Here is a 23,107-nt window from a genome sequence, read left to right as displayed (position 1 = left end):
GTCGTCGTTGAGTATCGGTGTCCGTGGATATCGGCGTCCGTGTCACTCACGATTTCCGGCCGGCTTCGCAAAGGCTGGGAAGCGTCTGCCGCACGTCCTCGGGCGACCTTGCGCGGTCGCGCCGAGGACGTACGGCCCCCGAACGCTTCAGTGCCCCGAAAGCCGCTCCGTGGCCTCGCGAGTCTCCACGATCAAGTTCTTTCGTGCACCTGGGAGAGAGGAGGGCGGTTGGCCACGCGGCCCGCTTCGGTGCGGTGCCGCCGCGTCTCCTCCGCTTTTCGGCCCGAAGGCTACTCGGCCTTGGCGTGCCCGTTGCTGATCTCGGTGTCCTTGTTGGCGTCGCCGACCGAGGGCTGGTTGTTGTTCAGCGCCTGGACGTTGACCTCGTCGAGGATGTTGATGATCTCGACCTCGAGGTCGTTCAGGGTGTGGTTGGCGACGTCGTTCAGGAGATCGTCGATGACCTGGAACTGGCTCAGGATGGCCTGGCCGCCGTTGTACGGGTTGGGGCCGACGTCGGCGGACGCGGCGGTCGCGGAGAACCCGAATGCGGCGGCCGCGATAGCGGCACCGGCCAGAATACGACGGATCATGGTTGCTTTCCTCCGTGGATCGGCGCGGAATTCCGGCGCCATAGTCGTTCGTGCAGGGCTGTGAGGTGCCGCCAATAACAATTGCGGCGGGCGGCGGAGCCCGCAACCCGGAAAGGCCTTATGGAGGTCAAGAAGCCGCCTCGATTCTTTGGTGTCAGGTTTCACGGCCGGGAAACCGGCAGCCGTGCGACGGGTCCCCCGACATCGCGGCGCTTTAGTCTTTCCATGGCCTCGCGGATACCACCGCCGGCTCTTTCGCATACGGACGGGCAGGAGGAGGCCGGGTCACGGGGCCCGGCCGCCTCCTTCGTCCGTGGACGCCCTGGACCTACTCCGCGCTGGCGTGGCCGTTCTTGATGTCGGTGTCCTTGTTGTGGTTGCCGACAGTGGGCTGGTTGTTGTTCAGCAGCGGGACGTTGACCTCGTCCAGGATGTTGATGATCTCGACTTCGATGTCGTTGGCCGAGTGGTTCAGCACGTCGTTCAGCACGTCGTCGAGGATCTGGAACTGGCTGATGACGTCCGCGCCCTCGTTGCGCACGTTGGGGCCGACGTCGGCGGACGCGGCGGTCGCGGAGAACCCGAAGGCGGCGGCCGCGATAGCGGCACCGGCCAGAATACGACGGATCATGGTTGCTTTCCTCCGTGGATCGGCGCGGAATTCCGGCGCCATAGTCGTTCGTGCAGGGCTGTGAGGTGCCGCGAATAACCCTCACGGGAAGAGACGAAAACCGCAACTCGGAAAGACCTTGGCTAGGTCAAAGTGCCGCCTCTATTTTTTGGCGTCGGGTTTTACCGGCCCGCCGCGGCACCGCCCTGTACTGGACTTCGGCGCTCCGCATTCAACCGGTGTCCGGTCGCGTGGGAACGTCCACGGGGAATTCGTTCACCGCTCGTTGGACAACATTCGACCGGCTCTTTGGGGATCCTTCCTGTGCCGGTGGAGCTGGTCGTGGAGAACGCTCGTCACGACTCCTCGGCGAGACGGTCGAGGGCCGCCGAGAGCCGCCGGAGCGCCTCCAGGCACTGCCGCGCGTCCTCGACGCCGAGCTCCCCCACCAGCCGGTCGGCGAACTCCTGATGACCGGGGACGATCTTGGCGATGGCCTCCCGCCCCGCCTGCGTGGGGCTCAGCAGCTTGGCCCGCCGGTGCGCCGGGTTGGGCCGGTACTCGGCCAGCCCCCGCTCCACCAGCAGGTCGGCGATGCGCTGCACGCCCTGCCTGGTCATCCCCATGACGCGGGCGATGCCCGCGACGGGCAGCGGCTCGCGCAGGACCGCGCCGAGCACCTGCCACCACGCGGCCGTCATCCCCGACGGCCGGGCCAGCCCCTCCGCCACATGGAGGAACTGGCCGTTGAGCCGGAAGGCTCTTAACGCCATGCCGGACAACAACTCGGCACTCTCGCTCATGCCGTCATCAACACCTCGAAGGCCGAGGCGTCGCTCCTGGCGAACAGCCGGAACCAGGCATCCAGCACCTCGGGCCGGTAGATGTCGAGCCGGCGGAAGACCTCCCTGGCGAACGCCACCGGCTCCGTTGGGCCGGCCGTGACGAGGTCGCCGTCGAGCACCGCGTCGCGGTCGAGGTAGCGCTTGGCCCCGGCGTACCCCTGCTGGGCCTCCAGGTACTGGGGTGCGGCGCCGGTGTGGTCGCGGTCGTCGAGCAACCCCTCGCGGGCCAGCCCCGCCGTGGCGCCGCAGATGGCGGCCACCGGCACGCCCGCGTCGAGGAACTCGCGGGCCTTGACCGCGAACGGCGCCAGCGCGTCTCCCGCGTCCCACAGGTCGGCCCCGGGCAGGATGAGAAGTGCGCTGTCCGCAGGGGAGAGGTCCGCCAGCGCGATGTCGGGCGTGATGCGCAGGCCGCCCATGGTGACCACCGGGTCGGTGGTCAGGCCGACGGTGACGATCTCGAACCCGCCGGCCTCGCGCTGGTAGTGGCCGTTGCGCAGATGAGAGGTGAGGTGACCGGTCTCCCAGTCGGCGAGCGTGTCGTAAACGGCGTGGTGAGCGATTTTCTTCATGACAGTATCTTGTCATAACGACAACATGCTGTCAACCGATAACCGTGGAAGGATAGGCCGCATGGCAGAGATCGTCGGCGGAGGACGTCCGGTCAACGACGCCGAGCGGCGCGTGATCGCATACCTGCGCGACCACGCGCCCGCCGACTGGCTGCTGCTGCACAACGTCGAGGTCCCGCGCGGCCACGACGTCTTCGAGGTCGACCTGCTCGTGCTGACCGGCCACTCGCTCGTCGTGGTCGACGTCAAGGGCACCCGCGGGCGCATCGAGGTGTCCGGCACCCGCTGGTTCCCGCCGCGCAGAGAGGCGTTCGGGTCGCCGGTGACCAAGCTGCGGGGCACCGCCAAGGCGCTCAAGGGCCTGCTCGTGTCCAGGGCCACCCAGCTCGAACGCGTCTACGTCGACAGCCTGGTCGTGCTCACCTCGCCCGACGCCGAGCTGGTCGACCCGGCCGGGCGCGACGCGGTCAACGTCACCGACCTGCCCGGCCTGCTCCCCACGCTCAGCGACGTCTCCCGCGTCCGGCGCGGGTGCAGCCCCGACGCCAGGCCGTACCTCACCGCGATCCTCGACGCGCTCAACCAGACCGTACGCCGCAGCACCGCCCCGCCCCGCTACGGCAACTGGGAGGTCGAGGAGCAGCTCGGCGGCGACTCCAAGGTCACCGAATACCGCGCCTTCAACGTCACGCTGCCCGGCAGCGAGACCGTGCTGCTGCGCGTCTACCAGGCCGACCCCATGGCCGACCAGCAGGCGCGGGCGGCCGAGCGGCAGCGCATCGCCAACGCCTACCAGACGCTGGCCCGCATCCCGCCGCACCCGCGCGTGGTGCGCTCGCGCGACTTCTTCGCCATCGACGACGAGAGCCGGTTCGTGCTCGTGCTCGACGACGTGCACGGCGAGGCGCTGCACCTGGCCCTCGGCAAGGGCGCCCCGCTCGGCGTGATCCAAGACCTGCTGAGCGGCCTCGCCCACGCGCACGCCAACGGCGTCGTGCACCGCGCGCTCACCCCCGCCGCCGTGCTGGTCACCGACGACGGGCACGCGGTGCTCACCGGCTTCGACTACGCCAAGCCGGGCCCCCGCAACTACACCGTGGCCCACGAGCTGGGCAACGTCCTCGACGCCGCCTACGTGGCGCCCGAGTGCCAGGAGCGGCCCGACCTGATGACCACCGCCTCCGACGTGTACGCGGCCGGCGTCATCGCCTTCCAGCTCCTCACCGGGCAGCTGCCCACCAGCGGCGACGCCCAGGGCCCCGACGTGCCCGAGGTGGTGCGCCGCATGCTCGACCACTCCCCCGCCAAGCGCCCGTCGGCGGCCGAGGCACTGGAGATGCTGCGCGCCGGCACCCCCGCCCAGGGCTCGAAGCTCAGGAGGTTCGTGCGTCGCATAGTGTCCCGATCATGACTGTGCGGCTGCGTCCCGTCGAAGAGGACGACCTTCCCTTCCTGCACCGGCTCACCAGCGACCCCGACGGCGCGGGCGAGTTCCAGTGGTACGGCTTCCAGGACCCGCGCCGGCTGCGGCGGCGCTGGGAGGAGTCCGGCATGCTGTCCGACGACGGCGGCCTGCTGATCATCGCCGACGGCGACGAGGCGATCGGCTTCGTCTCCTGGAGCAGGCAGGTCGCCACCCGCATCAGCCACTCCTGGTCGATGGGCCTGATCGTGGCCCCCGAGCACCGCGGCAAGGGCCACGGCACGCACGCGCAGAAGCTGCTCGCCCGCTACCTGTTCGACCACTCCACGGTCAACCGGATCGAGGCGTCCACCGAGATCACCAACGTGGCCGAGCAGCGGGCGCTGGAGAAGGCCGGCTTCACCCGCGAGGGCGTGCTGCGCGGCGCCGGCTTCCGGGCCGGGCAGTGGCACGACGGCGTGCTCTACAGCATGGTCCGCGCCGACCTGGGCTGAAGGCGGGCCGTGGCATCGCGCCGTGATATCGCGCCGTGAAAGCAGGCCGGGCGGCGAGAGGTGCCGCCCGGCCTACGCGCGCGTGATCGTGTCGAGGATGTCGATCACGTAGAGGACGGGCCGCTCCCCCGGCGAGGGCACCGCCACCCGGCTGCCCACCCGCCGGCCGGCCAGCGCGCCGACCCAGGCCGCCGGCACCGAGCCCGCCTCCAGCGTGAACGCGCTCGGCCCGCCCCTGCGGTACGAGGAGTCCACGACGGCTCTCGACGGCCACGCCGCCGCCACGTACTGGATGACGACCTTCGAGCCCGCCACGACCTCCCGCCCGGACCCGTCGATCAGGGTGCGCGGCGGGTCGGCGGGCGTCAGGTCGGCCGGGACGACCGGCAGCGTGCGGCCGACGAGGCGCGCGTCCGGCGGGTAGCCGCCCAGGATGTCGAAGACGAGCACGAGCGTGTCGGCGGGCGAGACGCCGGCCAGCGGCAGGTCCGGCCCCAGCGCCTCGGCGGCGGGGCTGACCAGCATGACCCGGCTGCCCGCCGGCCGCCCGATGAGCGACTGCCGCCACGTCTCCGCCACCTTCCTGCCGTCGAACACGACCGAGGTGGGCTGGTTGCCGTCGTAGGTGCTCAGGTACGGCCGGTTGCCCGACCACCGCCGGATGTCCACGTCGGCGAGCACCACGTCCCCCGGCACGGTGCGCCGCCCGCTGCCGACCGACAGCACCGTGATGCGCGGCGTGCGGCCCGGCTGGCCCTTGGGTATGGAAACGGTCGGCTTGCTGCCGAACCTTCCCGTCACGACGGGTTGCGTGCCCTCCTCGGCGACACCGCACGAGGTGGTGAGCACGAGGAGCGCAGGCCAGAACAGACGCACGATTTCCTCCAGGGCCGGATCCAGAGGAGTTACTTGCCGCAAGTGCGCCAAGGAAAGCTTCGGGTCGCGCCAGTTCACGACAAACTTGAACCGTGAGCAAGCCGAACCTGGCACGGCGGGTCGCGGAGGCGGCCGAGATCGCGCTGAGCACCCGCAAGTACGTGACGTTCATCGACGTGGTGACGGGCCTGCGCTGGCTGCACTCCCGGCACGTGGACGTCTGGCGGCAGGGCCGGGCGGCCACGCTGGCGGAGCTGGCGGCCGTGGACGACGACCGCCTGCTCACCGCGGCCGGCCTGCTGCGCGACTGGGCGCGGGCGAAGGGGCTGCGGCCGGTCGAGACCCCGTACGTGGCGGGCACCCGCGACCGCCGCGAGCTGCGCTTCACCGCCGGTTCCGAGCAGGAGCCGTTCCGGGTGCACTGGCTGTCGCCCGACCTGAGCGAGGCCAGGGTGCGCCGGCTGACCGAGGCGCAGAGCAAGGCGCCCGACCTGGTGGTGGTCTCCCCGCTGGAGGCGTGGACGTGCGCGTCCTGCGCCGACACCGGCCCGTACCTGATCATGGAGGACGACCGGCCGCACTGCCTCACCTGCGCCGACATGGATCACCTGGTGTTCCTGCCGTCGGGCAACGCGGCGCTCAGCCGCCGGGCCAAGCAGGAGAGCGGCCTCGCGGCGGTGGTCGTCCGCTACAACCGGCGGCGCAAGGTCTACCAGCGCATGGGCCTGCTGGTGGAGGAGGCCGCGCTCGCCGCGGCCGAGGAGCGCTGCCTGGCCGACGAGGAGGTACGGCTGCGCCGCCGCGAGCGCGACCGCGTCCGCCGGGCGGAGCAGGACGTCGAGTACCAGGCCGCGATGGCCGCCGAGATCGCCCGGCTGTTCCCCGGCTGCCCCGAGCCGCGGGCGCGGGAGATCGCCGAGCACGCCGGCCAGCGCGGCAGCGGCCGGGTGGGCCGGTCGGCGGCGGCCAGGGCGCTCGACGAGAACGCCATCACGCTCGCCGTGATCGCCTCGATCCGGCACCTCGACACCGGCTACGACAGCCTGCTCATGTCGGGCGTCCCCCGGATGGAGGCCCGCGACCGGATCAGGGCCGATATCGAACGCAAGCTCGGAGAGTTCCGACGTCCCGGCTAAGGTCGGAGGCATGAGTGACGACTGGCACGACGTCAGGGAAGAGCTCCGCACGTTCGCGCTCGGCCTGCCCGAGACCCGGGAAGATCACCCGTGGGGTGAGACCGTCATCAAGGTCGGCAAGAAGGTCTTCCTCTTCCTCGGCATCGACGAACGCACCGAGAAGTGGGAGCCGTCGTTCGGCGTGAAGCTCCTGTCGGAGGCGCACGGCCACGCGCTGACCGTCGAGGGCGCCCGGCCCAGCGGCTACGGGCTGGGCAAGGCCGGCTGGGTGACCGTGCCGTTCCTGGCGGAGCTGCCCGAGACCGAGGTGCTGCTCGACTGGGTGGAGGAGAGCTACCGCACGATCGCGCCCAAGCGAGCGGTCAAGGAGCTCGACCTCAGGTGACGGCGCTCAGGCAGCGACGCTAAAGCGGCGCCCAGGTGACAGCGCCCAGGTGACGGCGCCCAGGTGACGGCGCCCAGGTGACGGCGCCCAGGTGACGGCGCCCAGGTGACGGCGCCCAGGTGACGGCGCTCAGGTGACGGCGCTCAGGTGACGGCCAGGCGGGTCGCGTACTTGTCGTCGCGCCACAGCTCCTTGTCGAGCACCTCCAGCAGCGTGGTCGCGGCGTCGTACACGTCGGCGTAGCCGATGTAGAGCGGCGCGAAGCCGAACCGCAGCACGTCGGGCGCCCGGAAGTCGCCGTGCACGCCCCGGTCGATCAGCGCCCGCATCACCGGGTAGCCGTCGGGGTGGCGCAACGAGATCTGGCTGCCGCGCGCGGCCGGGTCGGCGGGCGAGGCCAGCTCCAGCCGGTCGCCGACGAGCTGCACGAACAGCTCGCCGAGCGCCATGCTCTTGGCTCTGACCTGCGCCATCGGCACCCGCTCCCACACGTCGAGCGCCGCCTCCAGCGCCGCGAACGACAGCACGTGCGGGGTGCTCACCGCGAACCGCCGCACCCCCTCGGCCGGCCGGTAATCGGCCTCGAACGCGAACGGCTCGGCATGGCCGTGCCAGCCCGACAGCACGTTCCCGGCGGCGGCGTGGTGGCGCGGGTTGACATAGAGGAACGCGGGCGCCCCCGGACCGGCGTTCAGGTACTTGTACGTGCATCCCACCGCGAAGTCGGCCGCGGAGACGTCCACCTCCATGGCGCCGACGCTGTGGCACACGTCCCACACGATGAGCGCCCCCGCCGCGTGCGCGGCGGCGGTCACCGCGGGCACGTCGGCGCGGGCGCCCGTGCGGTAGTCCACCTCCGACAGCAGCACCACGGCGGCGTCCTCGAAGTTCCCCTCGCCGAGGTCGCGCAGCTCGTATCCGCCCAGCAGCCCGGCCAGGCCCTGCACGATGTAGTGGTCGGTGGGGAAGTTGCGGACGTCGGAGACGATCACGCGCCGCTCGGGCCGCAGTCGGAGCGCCGCCGCCACGGCCTGGTAGACGGCGATCGAGGTGGTGTTGCCCACGACGACCTGGCCGGGGCCGGCGCCGATGAGCGGGGCGATCCGGTCGCCGGTGGTGAGCGGCTGCTCGTACCAGCCCGCGTGGTTCCACCCGCCGACGAGCTGCCTGCCCCACTCGTCCTCGACCGTCCTGCGCACCCGCTCGGCGGTACGGCGGGGCAGCGCGCCCAGCGAGTTGCCGACGAGGTAGATCACGCCGTCGGGCAGCACGAACTCGTGCCGGAACTCCCGCAGCGGGTCCTCGGCGTCGAGGGCGAGGCACTGGTCGCGGTCCAAGATCGGCTCCCGTCATGGAGGGATGGTGGCAATCACCCGGTTAACACCATTTTGATACCGCCGCACGTACCAGTTCTGCACCGGGTTGTGCGTGCCGTCCAGCCGGAACCGGCCGCGCGGGCCGTCCAGCTCGCCCGCCTCCCCCAGCGCGCGGCCGAGGTCGCCGCCCCTGGACAGCGCCGCGTCGATGAGGCGCATCGCGTCCCAGCTCTGCACGGCCACCGCCGACGGGTTGCGGCCGGTCCGCTCCCGCCACTTGGCCGCGAACGCGGTGTTCTCGGTGTTCTCCAGCGCGGGCGAGTACATGCCGATGCTCGTGATGCCCTCGGCGTCCGGGCCGACGGCGCGCAGCACGTCCTCGTCGGTGAGGTTCATGCAGGCCAGCAGGTCGATCCTGGTGTCGTAGCCGAGCTCCTTGAACGCCCTGGTGAACGCGATCGCCTCGCCGCCGGCGTAGAACGCGTACAGGAGCTTCGCCTCGGGCGGGATCTGCTCGAAGTACGGCCGCAGGTCGGCCACCCGGTCGTGCGGGGTCAGGATGCGCTTGAGCGGCTCGGCGCCGTACCCCTCGGTGAAGCCGTCGAGCGTCTCGACGCCGGCCGAGTAGTCGGGGGCCATGAGCACCACGCCGCGCCGCCCGTAGTGCTCGGCGGCGTAGCGGCCGGCGGCGTGGCCGTGGTCGTGGTTGGTGTAGGAGACGCGGAAGACGTTCGGGCCGTCCAGGTCGTCGGAGCCGGCGTTGGCGACCACCACCGGGGTCCTGCCGGCCGCCTCCTCGACCACGGCGACGGCGACGGGCGAGGCGATCAGGCCGGTGAGCACGTCCACGCTCTCGGCGTCGATGAGCCGCCTGGCCTCCTTCCTGCCCTGCTCGGCGGTGCCCGCGTCGTCGGCCACCAGCAGCTCGGCCGGCCTGCCGCCGAGCCGGCCGCCGTGGTCGTCGAGGTAGAGGCGCATGGCGCTCTCCATGTCGTCGCCGAGCACGGCGTACACGCCGGTCTGCGAGATGATCGCGCCGATCTTGACCGGGAGCCCTTCCCCGTCGCGCGGCGGCACCGCGCCACCGCAGCCGGCGGCCATCAGCACCACCAGCCCGACCACGGGCAGCCCCAGCACAGGTGCGCGCATGGGGGAGCTCCCTTCAGCCCAGGAACGCCTCGGCGTTGGCTGCGAGCAGCTTGGCGCGGGCCGTGCCGGACAGGAAAGGGGCGCGCCGGATCAGGTCACCCGCGGGTGACTCGCCCAGCGGATAGGGAAAGTCGCTGCCGAGCATCACATGGTCCTCCCCGAGAGTGTCGACGGGCAGCCGCAGCGCGCGCTCGTCGAAGACGGCAGAGTCGACGCTGAACCTGCCGAGGTAGTGGGACGGCGGCCGTTCGGAGCCGCCGACCAGGTCGTGCCTGCGGTGCCAGGCGTTCTCGAACCGGCCGACCAGCCACTGCGCCATCCACCGCTCGACGCGCGGCCCCGCGGGCAGGTCCCACGGGCGCACGAAGACGGGAACGTTCCTTTCCGCGCAGGCCGGGTCGGGGTCCCGCAGCGGCACCCGCCAGATCGGGATCAGCCGCGGGCCGGCGCGCAGCTCCAGCGCCAGGTCGTCGCGGGCGTTGACGAGGATCGTCGCTTCGCGCTCCGAGTCGACCCTCAGCCTGGGCGCCCTGGGCCGGCCCGGCTCGGGCCGGCCGCGGGGCACGTGGTGCGGGTGGACGTCGATGACCATCTAGCCCTTGCCAGGATGTAGCGCGCCGCACCGGCCGCAGGTGCGGGCCTTCTCGTCGCCGTAGAACGCCTCGAAGACCGGCGGCAGGTCCTTGACGATGTCGCGGACCTGGAGCTCGACCTCGTGGACGAGGGCGCCGCACTCCATGCAGTACCACTGGAACTTCTCCAGCTCGCCCTCCGGCCGGATCCGCTCGACGACCAGCCCCACCGAGCCGGCCTCCGGCCGCTGCGGCGAGTGCGGCACGCGCGGCGGCAGCAGCCACATCTGGCCCTCGCGGATGTGCACGGTCTCGGGGCCGTTCTCGCTGACGACGTTGACGTGCATGTTGCCGCGCACCTGGTAGAACAGCTCCTCGTACGGGTCCACGTGGAAGTCCGTCCTGGAGTTGGGCCCGCCGACCACCATCACGATGAAGTCGTTCGCCCCTTCGAAGACCACCTTGTTGCCGACCGGCGGCTTGAGCAGGTGGGCGTGCTCGTCGATCCATGCGGTGAAGTCGATCGGGGGGATCATGACAGCTCCTGGGGGTGGTAGGCGACGGCTTGCATCTCGATGAGCAGGTGCGGGTGCGGGAGCTGGTGCACCGCCACCGTGGTGCGGGTCGGGCCCTCCTCGTCGAAGAACTCGGCGTAGACCTCGTTGTAGCCCTTGAAGTCATTCATGTTGACCAGGTACGTGGTGATCTGCACCAGGTCGGCGAGCGAGCCGCCCGCGGCCTTGAGGATGTCGCCGATGTTCTCGATGACCGCCCTGGTCTGGGCGCGGATGTCCAGGTTCGTCACGCCGTACTTGTCGACCTCGGCGCCCACGAACGTGTCGTCGGGGCGCCGGCAGCTCGTGCCGGAGACGTACAGGAAGTCGCCGGCCCGCTTGACGTGCGGGAACCTGCCCCGTGGTGTGGCCTTGCCCGGCACGCGGATGGCCTTCGGCCTCGCCTGGGGGCTCACTTGCCGAACACCGCCCGCACCGAGCCGAGGCCCTCGATCCTCGCCTCGAACACGTCGCCCGGCTCGACCGGCACCACCGGCCCGAGCGCGCCGGTCAGCACCACGTCGCCGGCCCGCAGCGGGTGCTCGGTGCCGCCGAGGCGGCTGGCCAGCCAGACGGCGGCGTTGAGCGGGTGCCCCAGGCACGCCTCGCCCGAGCCGGTCGAGACCTCCTGGCCGCCCCGCGTCATCGACATCCGCGCCGCCCGCAGGTCGAGCCCGCGCAGCGACACCGGCGTGCCGCCGAGCACGAACGCGCCGGACGAGGCGTTGTCGGCGATCGTGTCGACCAGGCTGATGTCCCAGCCGGCGATCCGCGAGTCGGCGATCTCGATCGCCGGCAGCACGAAGTCCACCGCCCTGATCACGTCGGCCACGGTGAACGGGCCGCCCTCCAGGTCGCCGCCGAGGACCAGCGCCACCTCGGCCTCGGCCTTCGGCTGCAGGAACCGCTCCGGCGGGACAGGCAGCCCGTCGCCGTAGCAGGCGTCGGCGAAGAGCATGCCGAAGTCGGGCTGGTCGACGCCGAGCTGCTGCTGGATCACCGGGTTGGTCAGCCCGACCTTCCTGCCGACCGGCCGCCGCCCCGCGTCGAGCGCCTGCCTCGTGCCCAGCTCCTGCACGGCGTACGCGTCGGCCGCCGTGCCCACCAGGTCCCTGATCGGCGCGCAGGGCCGGCCCGTGCGCACCGCCTCGGCCAGCCGCTCGGCCGCCTGGGCGCGCACGTCCACTGCCTGGGACCATTCGTCATGCATCGGGCTGCTCCAGTTTGATGGTGATCGTGGTGGGTTCGGAGTAGAAGTCGAGCGAGCGGGTGCCGCCCTCCCTGCCGATGCCCGACAGCTTCACGCCACCGAACGGGGTCCGCAGGTCGCGCAGGTACCACGTGTTGACCCAGACGAGCCCGGCCTCCAGGCGCTGGGCCACGCGATGGGCGCGGTCGAGGTTCGTGGTCCACACCGTGGCGGCCAGGCCGTACTCGCTGCCGTTGGCCAGGTCGACGGCCTCGGCCTCGCTGTCGAAAGGCGTGACGTGGCACACGGGTCCGAAGATCTCTTCTCTGTTGAACCTCGACCATTCAGACAAGCCTGTCACCACCGTCGGCTCCACGAAATAACCGGAATCGCGATGATCGCCGAACACGGGGACACTGCCTCCTGCGAGCATCTTGGCTCCCTCCGAGCGGGCCAAGGCGTAATAGGAGAGCACCTTCTCGCGATGCTCCGCCGAGATCATCGGCTGGAGCTCCACCTCTTGGGCGCGGACCGCCAGGCGGGCGCAGAAGTCCTCGAAGATCGAGCGGTGCACGTACACGCGCTCGGTGCACAGGCACACCTGGCCGCCGTTGGTGAAGACCGACTTCACCGTGCCCTCGACCGCCTTGTCGAGGTGGCAGTCCTCGAAGACGAGGCCGGCGTTCTTGCCGCCCAGCTCGAACGAGATCGGCTTGACCCGGTCGGCCACCGACCGCATGATCGTCCGGCCGGTCACGGTGGAGCCCGTGAACGTCACGGCGTCCACCCCGGGATGCTCGACGAGGAGCTGACCGGCGGAGCCGTACCCGAAGATGATGTTGACGACGCCGGGCGGCAGGCCGCTCTCCGCGCAGATCTCCGCGAAGACGGCGGCCGAGCCCGGCGTCTGCTCCGACGGCTTGACCACGACGGTGTTGCCCGAGACCAGCGCGGGCGCGAGCTTCCAGGTCATGAGCAGGAACGGCAGGTTCCACGGCACGATCACCGCGACCACGCCGAGCGGCCTGCGCACGGTGTAGCTGAGCACGCCCGACAGGTGGAAGGCGTCCTCGGGCCGCTGCGCGGCGATGTCGGCGAAGGCGCGGAAGTTCGCGATGCCGCGCGGGATGTCGAGGGTACGGGTCTGGTCGAGCGGCTTGCCCGTGTCGGCGATCTCCGCCGCCACCAGGTCGTCGAAGCGGGCCTCGATGCCCTCGGCCAGCCGCCGCATCCACCCGGCGCGCTCCCCGACCGGCATCGCCGCCCAGTCGCGGGCCGCCTCCCTGGCCGCGCGCACCGCCCGGTCGACCACCTCGGGATCGGCCTCGTGCACCTGCCTGATCACCGCGCCCGTGACCGGATCGTGGACGGGGAACGCCTTGCCCGCGCCCACCGGCTGGCCACCGATGAAATGGGTCAGCACAACCCTCTCCTCATCTCTCCCTCGCCTCCCGGTATAGATCGCTGTGCGGCTCGTGGACAACAGGAAGTTCCGGGGACACGCAACCTCCTCGATCGCATCGTCTCGCCCGAACGCGGCGCGCGCCATGAGCGATGCTGGTGGACATGCAGACCCGTACTGATCGCATCGCCGCCCACGACGGCTCCTTCGACGTCCGCGTGTGGCTGCCAGACTCCGGCTCCGGCCCCGGCCTCCTCCTCGTCCAGGAGATCTACGGCGTGGGCCCCTACATCGAGAAGGTCGCCACCGACCTCGCCGCGCGCGGCTACGTGGTGGCCGCGCCCGACCTGTTCTGGCGCCTGCGGCCCGGCTACGTGGGCGAGCACACGCCCGAGGGCACGCAGGCCGCCATCGAGCTGGCGCAGGGCTTCGACCTCGCGCAGGGCGTGGCCGACTGCGCGCTCACGGTGGCCCACCTGAGCACGATGCCCGAGGTGCGCGGCGGGGTCGGGGCGCTCGGCTTCTGCCTGGGCGGCTCGGTCGACTACATGCTGGCCACCCAGGTCGAGCTGGCCGCGGTGCTGTCCTTCTACGGCTCGGCCGTGCCCGACGCGACCGGGCTGATGGAGCGCATCTCCTCGCCGCTGCTGCTGGTGTTCGGGGGCAGTGACCCGTACATCCCGCGTGAGCGCGTGGCCGCCGTCGAGAAGGCCGCCGAGGGGCGGCCGAACGTCGTCATGCACGTCGAGGAGGAGGCCGGGCACGCCTTCCACAACAGCGAGTCGCCGATGTTCCACCAGCCGGAGCCGGCGGCGCGCGCCTGGGAGGTGGCGATCGCGTTCCTGGACGAGCACCTGCCCGCCCGCTGAGACCTGTCCAACAGGACAGCTTCCGGTATCCCTAGATCAACCGCCATGATGAGCGCATGGCGCGGACGTGGGAATTGTGGGGAAACGTCATTATTGCTGGTACCTTTGCACTCCCCCTGGCGTTGCTAGCAATCGTGATTCTCTCCCGCCACCGCGCCCGCGCCGGCCGTTCGGCACCCCTGCGCACCTCTCTCGCCGACGTCGGCATCGTGGTCGGCACGGCGCCGTGGATTTGGATGATCCTGACGCCGTCGGACGGCCCCTCAGGGGTGAACCTCGCGCCCTTCACCGACCTGGCGGACCTGGCCGCAGCACCGTGGGAAGCGGTGTTGGTGCAGGTCGGGGGCAACCTGCTGGTCTTCGCGGCGCTCGGCGCGCTGCTGCCCGTACGCGGCCGGGCGATGTCCTCACTCGGCCGCGTTGCGGCGCTCGCGGCGGCATTTTCGGTCCTGGTCGAGGCCCTCCAGTACGTGCTCCGTCTGGGGCGTCTGTCCTCCGTGGACGACGTCATCCTCATACGACCGGCGCGGTGATCTTCGCTTTGGTTACTCGCCGCTGGTGGGCCCGGACGGATACCGGCCGGGACCGTTCCACGATTACGGCCCGCTAAAACATCGCGGAATTCACCACTCGGGGACGATCCTCTCAAAATCAGCCCGCGACCAAGCCTTGCTTCTGTGCGATCGTGGACAAGACGGGGCAAGTTCTCTGGAGACGCCACAACCTGGTTGGTGACAGAGGGTGATCAAAGTTGTCTGAATCCCCGGTACCCCACGAGCCCCCTATCTATCGACGCATCGCCGACGGTCTCCGCGCCCGGATTCTCGCCGGCGAGCTGCGCGACGGGGACCGACTACCGGGCGAGAACGCGCTGATGGCCGAATACGCAATCGCACGAGCCACCGCCAGGCAGGCGCTTGCCGTACTGATCAACGAAGGGCTGGCGGTGCCCAGACGAGGCTCGGGGGTTTACGTGCGGCTGTTCAAACCGATTCGCAGGCACGGCTCACGCCGTCTGTCACGAGAGCAGTGGGGTCAGGGACGCGCCATCTGGGACGCCGACACGCGTGGCCGCCCTTTCACCGTCGACGCTTTAGAGGTGGTCTTGGAGCGAGCCACCGAGGATGTGGCCGCCGTGCTGGAGAGCGGCGAGGTCTGGGTACGCCGGCGCCGCTACTCCGTCGACGCCAGGCCCGTGCAACTGGCCACCTCCTCCTTCCCCGCGCGGCTCGTCGAGGGCAGCGCGATCACCCTTCCCGACACCGGCCCCGGTGGCGTCTACGCCAGGCTCGGCGACCTGGGGCTCGCCCCCGCCCACTTCACCGAGGAGGTCCGCGCCCGCATGCCGGGGCCGCGCGAGAGCAGGCTGCTCGACCTGCCCGCCGGCACGCCGGTCATCGTCATCGCGCGCACGGCGTACACGTCGGGCGGGCTGCCGGTCGAGCTGAACGAGATGGTGCTGGACTCGGCGGCGTACGTACTCCAGTACGACTTCGACGCCTGATTCAAGCGGATCTGTCAAGCGATAGGTTGACCTGTCCCCGACGATCATTGTGCTCTCTAGAGAAGTGGAGCATCTTCTTAGGAGATGGAACCTCGCCTGGGGGCCCGGGAAAGGTGGACAGCGATGTCCTTTGATCGGCATCTCGCCGAGATCGCCCGGGAGTACCCCCAGTGGACCATCTGGCGGAGCGACGCGGGCCGCTGGTGGGCCACGAGACACCATCCGCTGAGCGCGGCGCAGCGCGATGCCGGATGTGCGATGACCATCGACGCGGACGACCCGGACGGCCTGCGCGACCGGCTCCGGGACCAGGAAAGGAGGGCCGGCGAGCGGCACACGTGGCGAGCCGGCCCCGCACCACCTTGACGCAGGCCGTGGAGCGTTCCGCGGCCGGCGTCCGCAGAGCAGCCCGGTGCCGGGTCCAGCGTCTCGGCGGCCTCGGCACCGGGCCCCCAACCTGGAGGGGCCACGATCGCGGAAGTCTCCGACCCTATCGGGGGCGGGGGCTTCCGCTCCCCGCTCCCAGGGAGGTGGGCACGCGGTCCGAGCGGCGTCTCACGGCCGCGGCCGGCGGCCGAGGTCACCATCGGTGGCGGTGATCTCGGCCGCGGCCGCGACGGAGGGGGACGCCGCTCGGCCGCGCCACCTGACTGCTCACGCCCGGCCGGGCCACCTGACTACTCACGCCCGGCCGGGCCACCTGACTACTCACGCCCGGCCGGGCCACCTGACTACTCACGCCCGGCCGGGCCACCTGACTACTCACGCCCGGCCGGGCCACCTGACTACTCACGCTCGGCCGCGCCGCCTGACTACGCGCCCGATTACTTGCGCGACTCCGACATGCGGCCGATGTTCACGTCCGTGTCCTCCGAGACGGCGCCCTCACGCGGCTCGGGCTCGTCGTCCTTGACGATCACCCGTACGGTCCGCTCGGGGTCCTCGGCGTCCTGCGGCACGGGCGGCTCGGCCTGGCCCGCAGGGCCGGCCGGGGCGGGCGGCCCGGCAGGGGCCACGGCGGGGGCTCCGGCGGGGGCGGGCGGTGCGATGGCCTCGGGCACCAGCGGCCCGGCGTTCGCCTCGGCCCGCATGAGGTCGCCCAGCACCGTGCTGATCTCGGTCAGCCGCCGCACGACCTCCGTGTGCGTGTTGCCGAGGTACTCGACCCGCCGCCCGGCCTGCTCGTCGAGCGCCGTCGCCCGCTGGTGCGCGGTGGCCAGCAGGCTCTCGGCCTCCTTGTGCGCCCCGGACACCAGTTGCTCGGCCTGCACGTTGGCGGACTGCAGCGTCTGCTCGGCCTCGGCCCTGGCCATGGTGACCGTGCGCTCGGCCTCGGCCCTGGCCGCCTGCAGCGTCTCCTCGGCCTCGGTGCGGGCGGAGGTGAGCTGCTCCTCGGCGTCGCTGCCCGCCTGCGCCAGCATGCGCTCGGCCGCCTGGGTGGCCTCGCTCACCCGCCGCTCGGCCTCGGCCTGGGCGGAGGTGAGGATCTTGTCGGCGGTCTCCCTGGAGGTGGTCATGAGCCGCTCGGCCTCGGCCTTGGCGGCCTCGCGCACGCGGGTGGCCTCGGCCTCGGCGTCCTCGCGCTTGGCCGCGGCCTCCTCCTCCCCGAGCCGCAGGATCTGCGCGAGCCGGGGGCTGAGGTCCTCGTAGCTCTGGGGCGTCTCGACCATGCGCCGCCTGGCCTCGGCCAGCTCGATGCGGCCCTGCTCCGCCTGCTCGATGGCGCGTGCGAGCCGCTCTTCCAGATCTCTGATCTGGTTACGGGTGCGGATGATGTAGTCGTGGACCTGGCGGCGGTTGTAGCCGCGCATCACGACCTCGAACGTGTCCTCTTGCATCAGGTCGGGAATGCTCTCGTGCTGGTTCATCATGGCGATTACCTGGGGTTTCGTCGTGAGGCGGGGGAAATATTGCAGGTTGTGAGGGTCTGGCAACGGGACGTCAGGAAACGACTTTCCTGCCATCTGCCCACGTCCGCAACCCGAACGCCATACCCCGAGCTGGAATTACGATGTCTCGAATGTACATAGCAGCGTTGGACAACGGAGCAGTCCCCGACATACACCCTGAAGCGTACATAGCGCCTGGTGCGGTCGTGGTCGGCGACGTACGCGTGGGCCGGGCGTCCAGCATCTGGTACGGCTCCGTCCTCCGTGGGGACGACGAACGGATCGAGATCGGCGCGGAGTGCAACGTCCAGGACCTGTCGTGCCTGCACGCCGACCCGGGCGAGCCCGCGATCCTGGAGGACCGCGTCAGCCTGGGCCACAAGGCCATGGTCCACGGCGCCCACGTGGAGACCGGCGCGCTCATCGGCATCGGCGCGATCGTGCTCGGCGGCGCCCGCGTCGGCGCGGGCACGCTGGTGGCGGCCGGAGCCCTCGTGGGCCCCGGCAAGAAGATCCCGGCGGGCGTGCTCGTCGCGGGCGTCCCCGGCCGGATCGTACGAGAGCTCACCGACGACGACCGCGACTCCTTCGCCCGCACGCCGGACAACTACATGGCCAAGGCACTCAGGCACCGGCAGGCGTCATCACTTTGACCAACACCTCGTCCGACACCGACGCCGGGTTGAGCGGGTCGGCGTACTCGGGCAGCTCCGGCCTCAGGAAGCGGACGAAGTCGACCGTCAGCTTGAGGTCGGGCGTGCCCTTGACCTGCTTGGCGTTGCCCTTGGTCGCGTCCTTCTTGAGCGTGCTGTAGCTGTCCCAGTCGGTGTAGGCGGTCACGCCCCACTGCAGCACGTCGGGCAGGCTGGACGGCCAGCGCTGGGCCACCTTCCACGTGCCCTTGTCCTCCTTGTAGAGCGCGACGAAGACGCGGCCGACCCGGGCCAGCACGAGGTCCACCCAGCCGCTCTTGACGGCGATCTCCTTGGGCTTCGAGCTGCCGTCCTGGGTGTACTTGGCCTCGACCTGGCCGCTCTTCTCGGCGGTGCCGGTGGTGACCGAGACCCAGTTCGGCTTGGCGTACGAGCCGGGCTGGCGAGCCATGAGGCCGCCGAGCGAGAACTTGCGCTTGGGCTGCCCGCCGTTCTTGCCCTCGACCTTGACCCGGGCGTGCATGACGATGTCGCCGGCGAGGTCCTGGTACACGAAGGGGCCGCGGAAGCCGTCGAACCAGGCCGACACGTTCGGCTCCAGGTACATCGCGCCCTTCGCGGTCTTGTTGACGTCGTACTTGGCGAGCCGGTCGATGTCCTTCTCGGTGTCGCTGAGCTTGGTCCACATCTTCAGGTCCGCGGCGTCGTCGAACTCGGTGGACGCCTCGCCCACCTCCCCGCCGGGCGCGGGCGGGGTGGCGTTCTCCAGCGTGAGAACGCCGGCTCCGGTGGGTGTGGGCTGTGCCGCCGTCGTCGTACCGCACCCGGAGAGCACGCTCACGACCGCCAACGTCCCTGCTACCTTCGCCCTCATGTCGGACATTCTGCCGTGAAATGCCGATGGATGATCCGAGGACGCCCAGTACGATGACCGCCGTGCCACCCTGGGATGCGTTCACCGCCGCCGAGGCGGAGGTCCGCGCGATGGTCGCGGACCCGCGCTGGCAGGGGCTTTCCGTGCCCGACCGGGCCCACGTGCTGGCCGCCAGGATACTTGTGACCCCCGATGGCGACCGGTGGTTGTTCGGCGCGCACGCGCGCTGGCACCTGCACGACCCGGCCGACGGCCGCTGGCATCCGGCCCCGCCGCCGCGCGGCACGCGGGTGCGGCGGGTGACGCACGCCGCGGCGGTCCTGCCGGACGACGTCGTGCCGCCCGGCCACGACTTCCACGCCGAGCCCGGCTCCACCCAGTCGTTCATCGGGCCCGACGTGCCGGAGCGCCTCACCGAGCAGCTCAGGCAGCTCGTGCGCGCCTGCGGCCGCAAGTCGGAGCTGGACTACCCGCTGTCGGCGTTCGGCGAGATCTTCGCCACGGACGTGCCGAGCACGGTGGCGGCCGTCTGGGGCACGATCATGTGGTGCGCGTACGCGCCGGCCTTCGACGGCAACGAGCGGCTGATCACCGTCTTCGGCGAGTACCTGCGCCGCTCGCTGCCGGGCGACGAGTGGGTGCGCTGGCTGCCCGCGCCGCCCCTGCTCGACCTCGTCACGCTGGTCGCCGAGCGGATGCGGGCCGGGCGCCCGCGCGCCGCGCTCAGGCTCGCCGCCGTGATGGCCGACACGGCCCAGATCCTGCTGCTCGACACCCGTTTCAGGCCGCGGGCGCTGGCGCTGCTGACGATGGTGGAGCCCATGCTGCGCCGGCCCGGGTTCGGCGACCCGTACGACGACGACGCGGTGATGCGGCGGGAGTGGCTGGCGCGCTGCCCCGCCCGCCTGTGCCGGGCGCTGCTCGTGGAGAACGATGTCGAGGCGCACTTCTCCCACACCGTGTACGACCTCGTGGACGCCCTGTCGTTCATGCCGGAGCCCCGGGAGGCGGCGGCCACGTTCCTGGCCGACCTGTCCGACTCCAAGGGGGCGTTGCCGGGGCGGCTGGACCACCGGCTGCGGATGGCGTACGAGGAGCTGCGCCGCGCGGGCCTGACGGGCACGTCGGCGGCCGAGACGACGCAGCCGGAGGGCTTCCCGGTGCGGTCGGAGGGGATCGCGCCGCCGCTGGAGGTGGCTCCGCCGGACAGGGGCAGCACGGCGGCGGTGCTGGGCGCCGCCTACGCCACGGCGCTGGCGTGGGAACGGCTGACGGGGGCGAAGCTGCCCGCGCGGGGGCTGGCGAGCCAGTCGGCACTCGTACGAAGGATCGTCCACGAACGGGACGACCATCACACCGGGCACATGTAAACCACTAATGCCGATATTTCCCCCTTACTCCTCCTATATCGTTCTAACCCCTCAGATAACAGCAATTTCGCTGAATTGTGATCTCGGAATCGGGAAATGATCCTGACGGGGCCCCCGAGGCGCGGAAAGGAATGACTCCGATGGGCCATGTCGCCGGAAGGGCCTTCGCCGTAACCTCGTAGTGGGTGTGGGCTGCGGAAGGAAGGACGACGCGGTGGGGCACGACGACCTGGACTCTCGGGTCCACGACCGTGTCGCGTTGGACGAGATTGCGCTCTACGCCGAGGTGCTCACCGCCGTGGCAGTCAGTGAGCGGCGGCTGACCTTGGACGAACTCGACGACGCGCTCGGATTGCGGACTTCGGCGAGTCGCTGAAGAACCAACTCGATTACCAAGACCCCGGGGACCTAGTTCCCGGGGTTTCACATAACTAGTCAATCCTCGACTGGATCATCCGACTTACGGAGGAGGCCCTCCCGGAAGAGGGCTAGCCCGTTCCACGAACTCTCAGGAGCGCACCAGGCGCGCGATCGCCGCCGACGCCTCCTTCACCTTCGCCTCGGCCTCGGGGCCGCCCGTGTTGATCGCGTCGGCCACGCAGTGCGAGATGTGCTCCTCCAGCAGCCCCAGCGCGACCGCCTGCAGAGCCCGCGTGGCGGCGGAGACCTGGGTGAGCACGTCGATGCAGTAGGCATCGTCGTCGACCATGCGCTGCAGACCCCGGATCTGGCCCTCGATTCGCCGCAGGCGCGTCAGATATGCCTGCTTGTCTCCGCTGTACCCATGCATGCTTCTACGGTACCCGTAAGGAGTATGGGCTAGCGGAGATCGGCGATGAGCTTCTCCCACTGCTCGGCCACCTCGTCGGCCGAATGCCGCACTGCGGTGTCGAGCGCGCCGGCCGCCAGCGAGCGCCGCCTGCGCTCGTCGTCGATCAACGCCAGCAGCGCCGCCGCGAAGAGCTGCGGGTCACCCTCGGAGTCGGGCACCAGCACCCCGTTGTAGCCCGTCGCCACGAACTCCCTGGGCCCCCTGGCGCCCTCGAAGGCCACCACGGGCACCCCGCAGCCCATGGCCTCCAGGACGGTCATGCCCAGGTCCTCGCTGCGCGAGGTGGTGGCCACGATGGACGCCTTGGCGAACTCGCCCGCCAGGTCGGGGGTCGTGCCCATGAAGTAGACGTGGTTGTGCAGGTTCAGCTCGCGCACCAGCGCGCGCAGCCGCCGCTCCTCAGGGCCGCCGCCGTACAGCCGCAGCCGCCAGTCGGGCCGCTTGTCGGCCACGATCGCGAACGACCTGATGAGCCGGTCGTACGCCTTCACCGGCACCCACCGGCCCCCGGCGGCCACGATCCGGTTGTCCATGCGCGAGCGCGGCCACGGGCCGCCCGGCAGCGCGTCCAGCACGCTGTGCACCACGGGCGTGTCACCCAGGAGCCTGCTCCACTCCTCCTGAGCCGACTCCGTGGCCGTCACGACGGCGCTCAGGCGCGGATAGAAGCGTTTCACCGGCCCCGGCACCGCCGGCCTGCCCCACTCGCGGGCGATCTTGATGGTGTCGCGCGGCGCGTGCCGGGCGGCCTGCACGCCGATGCCCGGCCTGGTCGTGATCAGCACGTCGGACCTGAGGTTGCGCAGCACCCGCCACAGCGCCACCTCCGTGCGCACCTGCCCGCGCGGCAGCAGATGGCGCACGCCCGGCCGGACGTCGACCACGCTGCGCATGCTCACCTTGGGGCCGACGGGGAAGAACGGCTTCTCCTTCTGCCGCCGGACGCTGATCACCTCGACGTCGTGCCGCTCGGCCAGCGCCGTGGCCAGGTTGAGTGTGGCGCGTACGTCGCCCCGCATGGCGTACGCGGAGGGGAGCACCATGCTGACCTTCATCCGCCGACCTCGATCCGCAGCTCGTCGTCGGCGGTGTAGCAGGGTTTGATGAGCACGCCGTCGACCCGGGCCGACGGGTAGTGCAGGCGGCGCCGTTTACCATCGACGTCGTCGAGCCGCGAGCCGAGCCGCAGCGCCGTGGGCACGCCCTCCACCTGGAGCGCCGGCTCCCACATGGCGGCGCCCTCGGCCTCCTCCGGGTCGGCGGCGAGCACGTCCACGAGGGAGACGGCCGCGTGGAAGCGCACGCCCTGCACCGTGGCCGTGGCCTTCAGGTGGGCGCCCGTCTGCCTGCGCTCCAGGGTCAGCACGGCCTCGTGGCGGGAGTCGTCGTCCTCAAGGCCGGTGTAGGCCAGCAGGCCCATCACCTCGAAGCGGCCCTCCCTGAACCAGATGGAGCGCACCTCGGCCACCGGCTCCGCGTCGGAGATCTTCAGCGCGAGAAAGCCGTTGCGCGTGCGGTACGAGCGGTAGGCGAGCGTGCGCCGGCACAATGCATACGCGTCGAGATGGTCGAGCGAGAACCCCGGATCGACGCTGCGCAGCCGGCTGCGCTTGCCGTCGTGGCGCAGGTAGGCGTCCCACCGGCCGGCGCTGAGCTCCAGCGGCGCCAGCGAGACGGCCAGCGTGGCCTCGCGCGCCCTCGCGCCTGGACTACCGAGCAGCACGTCGCGCTCCACCCCCGTGGTGCGATGCCGGAGAACGAGCTCGGTGCCGTCTTCCAGTGGTTCGTCGATGGCGAGTCGGAGGGAGAGCACGTCGGCCAGGGTGACTTCGGCGTCCGTGACGACGACGCCCATCACGAGCCCCCTCCCCGTCGAATAAGGCCATGCGACGTTGAGGTTACCGTGATTTTCCCGTTATGTGGATGCCGGATTTCTTGCGAGCACACCCGTTGACAGGCGAAACTCCTCCACACCAGGTGTGGAGGAGTCCGACATCTCC

The 23,107-nt window shown here is 70.8% G+C and carries 28 protein-coding genes; 11 read left to right on the top strand and 17 right to left on the bottom strand.

What is annotated here, in order from left to right:
• Positions 1-290: 290 nt before the first annotated feature.
• From HCN51_RS43480 to HCN51_RS43465, 4 genes are all read right to left on the bottom strand, one after another.
• Entirely contained in the window at positions 291-593 is a 303-nt protein-coding gene (locus HCN51_RS43480; RefSeq protein ID WP_080044399.1) for a hypothetical protein, read from the bottom strand.
• A 328-nt stretch (positions 594-921) separates the two neighbouring features.
• The gene (locus HCN51_RS43475; protein WP_168017823.1) at positions 922-1,224 is read right to left on the bottom strand and encodes a hypothetical protein; all 303 of its coding nucleotides are present in this window, start codon (positions 1,222-1,224) and stop codon (positions 922-924) included.
• Between the two features lie 335 nt (positions 1,225-1,559).
• Positions 1,560-2,006, bottom strand: a complete 447-nt coding sequence (locus tag HCN51_RS43470) for a MarR family winged helix-turn-helix transcriptional regulator (protein ID WP_168017822.1) — start codon at positions 2,004-2,006, stop codon at positions 1,560-1,562.
• Complete coding sequence (locus tag HCN51_RS43465; protein WP_168017821.1) at positions 2,003-2,620, bottom strand: type 1 glutamine amidotransferase family protein; 618 nt, start codon at positions 2,618-2,620, stop codon at positions 2,003-2,005. Before HCN51_RS43465 ends, HCN51_RS43470 begins: the two co-directional genes overlap by 4 nt.
• A gap of 61 nt (positions 2,621-2,681) precedes the next feature.
• Between HCN51_RS43465 and mads6 the strand changes: the two genes are divergently transcribed.
• Together mads6 and HCN51_RS43455 are read left to right on the top strand one after the other, a co-directional pair.
• Entirely contained in the window at positions 2,682-4,031 is a 1,350-nt protein-coding gene (gene mads6 / locus HCN51_RS43460) for a methylation-associated defense system protein kinase MAD6 (RefSeq protein ID WP_168017820.1), read from the top strand.
• The gene (locus tag HCN51_RS43455) at positions 4,028-4,537 is read left to right on the top strand and encodes a GNAT family N-acetyltransferase (protein ID WP_168017819.1); all 510 of its coding nucleotides are present in this window, start codon (positions 4,028-4,030) and stop codon (positions 4,535-4,537) included. Before mads6 ends, HCN51_RS43455 begins: the two co-directional genes overlap by 4 nt.
• 72 nt (positions 4,538-4,609) lie before the next feature.
• Here the strand turns inward: HCN51_RS43455 and HCN51_RS43450 are convergent, their stop codons facing one another.
• Positions 4,610-5,413 carry an FKBP-type peptidyl-prolyl cis-trans isomerase gene (locus HCN51_RS43450; protein ID WP_168017818.1) on the bottom strand — a complete coding sequence of 268 codons (804 nt, stop codon included), beginning with the start codon at positions 5,411-5,413 and terminating at the stop codon, positions 4,610-4,612.
• 92 nt (positions 5,414-5,505) lie between these two features.
• Here HCN51_RS43450 and HCN51_RS43445 point away from each other — a divergent pair, with 92 nt between their 5' ends.
• Positions 5,506-6,549, top strand: a complete 1,044-nt coding sequence (locus HCN51_RS43445; RefSeq protein ID WP_168017817.1) for a DUF2293 domain-containing protein — start codon at positions 5,506-5,508, stop codon at positions 6,547-6,549.
• Positions 6,550-6,559: 10 nt separating this feature from the next.
• Positions 6,560-6,934 (top strand): MmcQ/YjbR family DNA-binding protein, encoded by a 375-nt coding sequence (locus HCN51_RS43440; protein ID WP_080044391.1) that lies wholly within the window; start codon positions 6,560-6,562, stop codon positions 6,932-6,934.
• A 143-nt stretch (positions 6,935-7,077) separates the two neighbouring features.
• Here HCN51_RS43440 and kynU read toward each other — a convergent pair whose 3' ends face one another.
• From kynU to HCN51_RS43405, 7 genes are read right to left on the bottom strand one after another with little or no spacing between them, the layout of a single operon-like run.
• Positions 7,078-8,274, bottom strand: a complete 1,197-nt coding sequence (gene kynU / locus HCN51_RS43435; protein ID WP_168017844.1) for a kynureninase — start codon at positions 8,272-8,274, stop codon at positions 7,078-7,080.
• A gap of 9 nt (positions 8,275-8,283) precedes the next feature.
• Positions 8,284-9,399, bottom strand: coding sequence for an ABC transporter substrate-binding protein (locus HCN51_RS43430; protein WP_168017816.1), 1,116 nt, complete (start codon positions 9,397-9,399; stop codon positions 8,284-8,286).
• Positions 9,400-9,412: 13 nt separating this feature from the next.
• Positions 9,413-9,991: an amidohydrolase family protein gene (locus HCN51_RS43425; RefSeq protein ID WP_168017815.1), complete on the bottom strand. Its 579-nt coding sequence runs from the start codon at positions 9,989-9,991 to the stop codon at positions 9,413-9,415.
• Entirely contained in the window at positions 9,992-10,507 is a 516-nt protein-coding gene (locus tag HCN51_RS43420) for a 3-hydroxyanthranilate 3,4-dioxygenase (protein WP_168017814.1), read from the bottom strand.
• Positions 10,504-10,941, bottom strand: coding sequence for a RidA family protein (locus HCN51_RS43415; RefSeq protein ID WP_080044386.1), 438 nt, complete (start codon positions 10,939-10,941; stop codon positions 10,504-10,506). Before HCN51_RS43415 ends, HCN51_RS43420 begins: the two co-directional genes overlap by 4 nt.
• Entirely contained in the window at positions 10,938-11,735 is a 798-nt protein-coding gene (locus tag HCN51_RS43410) for a 2-keto-4-pentenoate hydratase (protein ID WP_168017813.1), read from the bottom strand. The genes HCN51_RS43415 and HCN51_RS43410 overlap by 4 nt, the downstream gene beginning before the upstream one ends.
• A complete protein-coding gene (locus HCN51_RS43405) occupies positions 11,728-13,137 on the bottom strand; it encodes an aldehyde dehydrogenase family protein (RefSeq protein WP_346434006.1) in 1,410 nt (469 codons plus the stop codon). Before HCN51_RS43405 ends, HCN51_RS43410 begins: the two co-directional genes overlap by 8 nt.
• Positions 13,138-13,280: 143 nt before the next feature.
• Between HCN51_RS43405 and HCN51_RS43400 the strand changes: the two genes are divergently transcribed.
• The 4 genes from HCN51_RS43400 to HCN51_RS43385 all read left to right on the top strand — a co-directional run bounded on the left by HCN51_RS43400 (position 13,281) and on the right by HCN51_RS43385 (position 15,855).
• The gene (locus tag HCN51_RS43400; RefSeq protein WP_168017811.1) at positions 13,281-13,985 is read left to right on the top strand and encodes a dienelactone hydrolase family protein; all 705 of its coding nucleotides are present in this window, start codon (positions 13,281-13,283) and stop codon (positions 13,983-13,985) included.
• A gap of 56 nt (positions 13,986-14,041) precedes the next feature.
• Positions 14,042-14,518 (top strand): VanZ family protein, encoded by a 477-nt coding sequence (locus tag HCN51_RS43395; protein ID WP_168017810.1) that lies wholly within the window; start codon positions 14,042-14,044, stop codon positions 14,516-14,518.
• A 218-nt stretch (positions 14,519-14,736) separates the two neighbouring features.
• Positions 14,737-15,489 carry a GntR family transcriptional regulator gene (locus tag HCN51_RS43390; protein ID WP_168017809.1) on the top strand — a complete coding sequence of 251 codons (753 nt, stop codon included), beginning with the start codon at positions 14,737-14,739 and terminating at the stop codon, positions 15,487-15,489.
• Positions 15,490-15,612: 123 nt separating this feature from the next.
• Entirely contained in the window at positions 15,613-15,855 is a 243-nt protein-coding gene (locus tag HCN51_RS43385) for a hypothetical protein (protein WP_080044381.1), read from the top strand.
• A gap of 458 nt (positions 15,856-16,313) precedes the next feature.
• Here HCN51_RS43385 and HCN51_RS43380 read toward each other — a convergent pair whose 3' ends face one another.
• A complete protein-coding gene (locus tag HCN51_RS43380) occupies positions 16,314-17,360 on the bottom strand; it encodes a F0F1 ATP synthase subunit B family protein (RefSeq protein WP_168017808.1) in 1,047 nt (348 codons plus the stop codon).
• 149 nt (positions 17,361-17,509) lie between these two features.
• On the opposite strand from HCN51_RS43380, the gene HCN51_RS43375 reads away from it, so the two are divergent.
• Complete coding sequence (locus HCN51_RS43375; RefSeq protein WP_418113447.1) at positions 17,510-18,031, top strand: gamma carbonic anhydrase family protein; 522 nt, start codon at positions 17,510-17,512, stop codon at positions 18,029-18,031.
• Here HCN51_RS43375 and HCN51_RS43370 read toward each other — a convergent pair.
• On the bottom strand, positions 18,003-18,905 hold the full coding sequence (locus tag HCN51_RS43370) for a DUF1349 domain-containing protein (RefSeq protein WP_168017807.1): 903 nt from the start codon (positions 18,903-18,905) through the stop codon (positions 18,003-18,005). The genes HCN51_RS43375 and HCN51_RS43370 overlap by 29 nt on opposite strands.
• A gap of 53 nt (positions 18,906-18,958) precedes the next feature.
• On the opposite strand from HCN51_RS43370, the gene HCN51_RS43365 reads away from it, so the two are divergent.
• A complete protein-coding gene (locus HCN51_RS43365) occupies positions 18,959-20,275 on the top strand; it encodes a hypothetical protein (RefSeq protein WP_168017806.1) in 1,317 nt (438 codons plus the stop codon).
• A gap of 214 nt (positions 20,276-20,489) precedes the next feature.
• The gene (locus HCN51_RS43360; RefSeq protein ID WP_020540796.1) at positions 20,490-20,651 is read left to right on the top strand and encodes a hypothetical protein; all 162 of its coding nucleotides are present in this window, start codon (positions 20,490-20,492) and stop codon (positions 20,649-20,651) included.
• 132 nt (positions 20,652-20,783) lie between these two features.
• Here the strand turns inward: HCN51_RS43360 and HCN51_RS43355 are convergent, their stop codons facing one another.
• The 3 genes from HCN51_RS43355 to HCN51_RS43345 are packed head-to-tail and all read right to left on the bottom strand — an operon-like array spanning position 20,784 to position 22,962.
• Complete coding sequence (locus tag HCN51_RS43355; protein WP_080044376.1) at positions 20,784-21,065, bottom strand: metal-sensitive transcriptional regulator; 282 nt, start codon at positions 21,063-21,065, stop codon at positions 20,784-20,786.
• Positions 21,066-21,094: 29 nt separating this feature from the next.
• Entirely contained in the window at positions 21,095-22,162 is a 1,068-nt protein-coding gene (locus HCN51_RS43350; protein WP_080044375.1) for a glycosyltransferase, read from the bottom strand.
• Positions 22,159-22,962, bottom strand: coding sequence for a hypothetical protein (locus tag HCN51_RS43345; RefSeq protein ID WP_080044374.1), 804 nt, complete (start codon positions 22,960-22,962; stop codon positions 22,159-22,161). Before HCN51_RS43345 ends, HCN51_RS43350 begins: the two co-directional genes overlap by 4 nt.
• Between the last annotated feature and the right edge of the window lie 145 nt (positions 22,963-23,107).

Origin of the sequence: Nonomuraea composti, from assembly GCF_012034275.1 — a bacterium.
Lineage (GTDB): Bacteria > Actinomycetota > Actinomycetes > Streptosporangiales > Streptosporangiaceae > Nonomuraea > Nonomuraea composti.
Note: the sequence above shows the minus strand (reverse complement) of the source record. Positions and strands in the feature narration are given on the sequence as shown.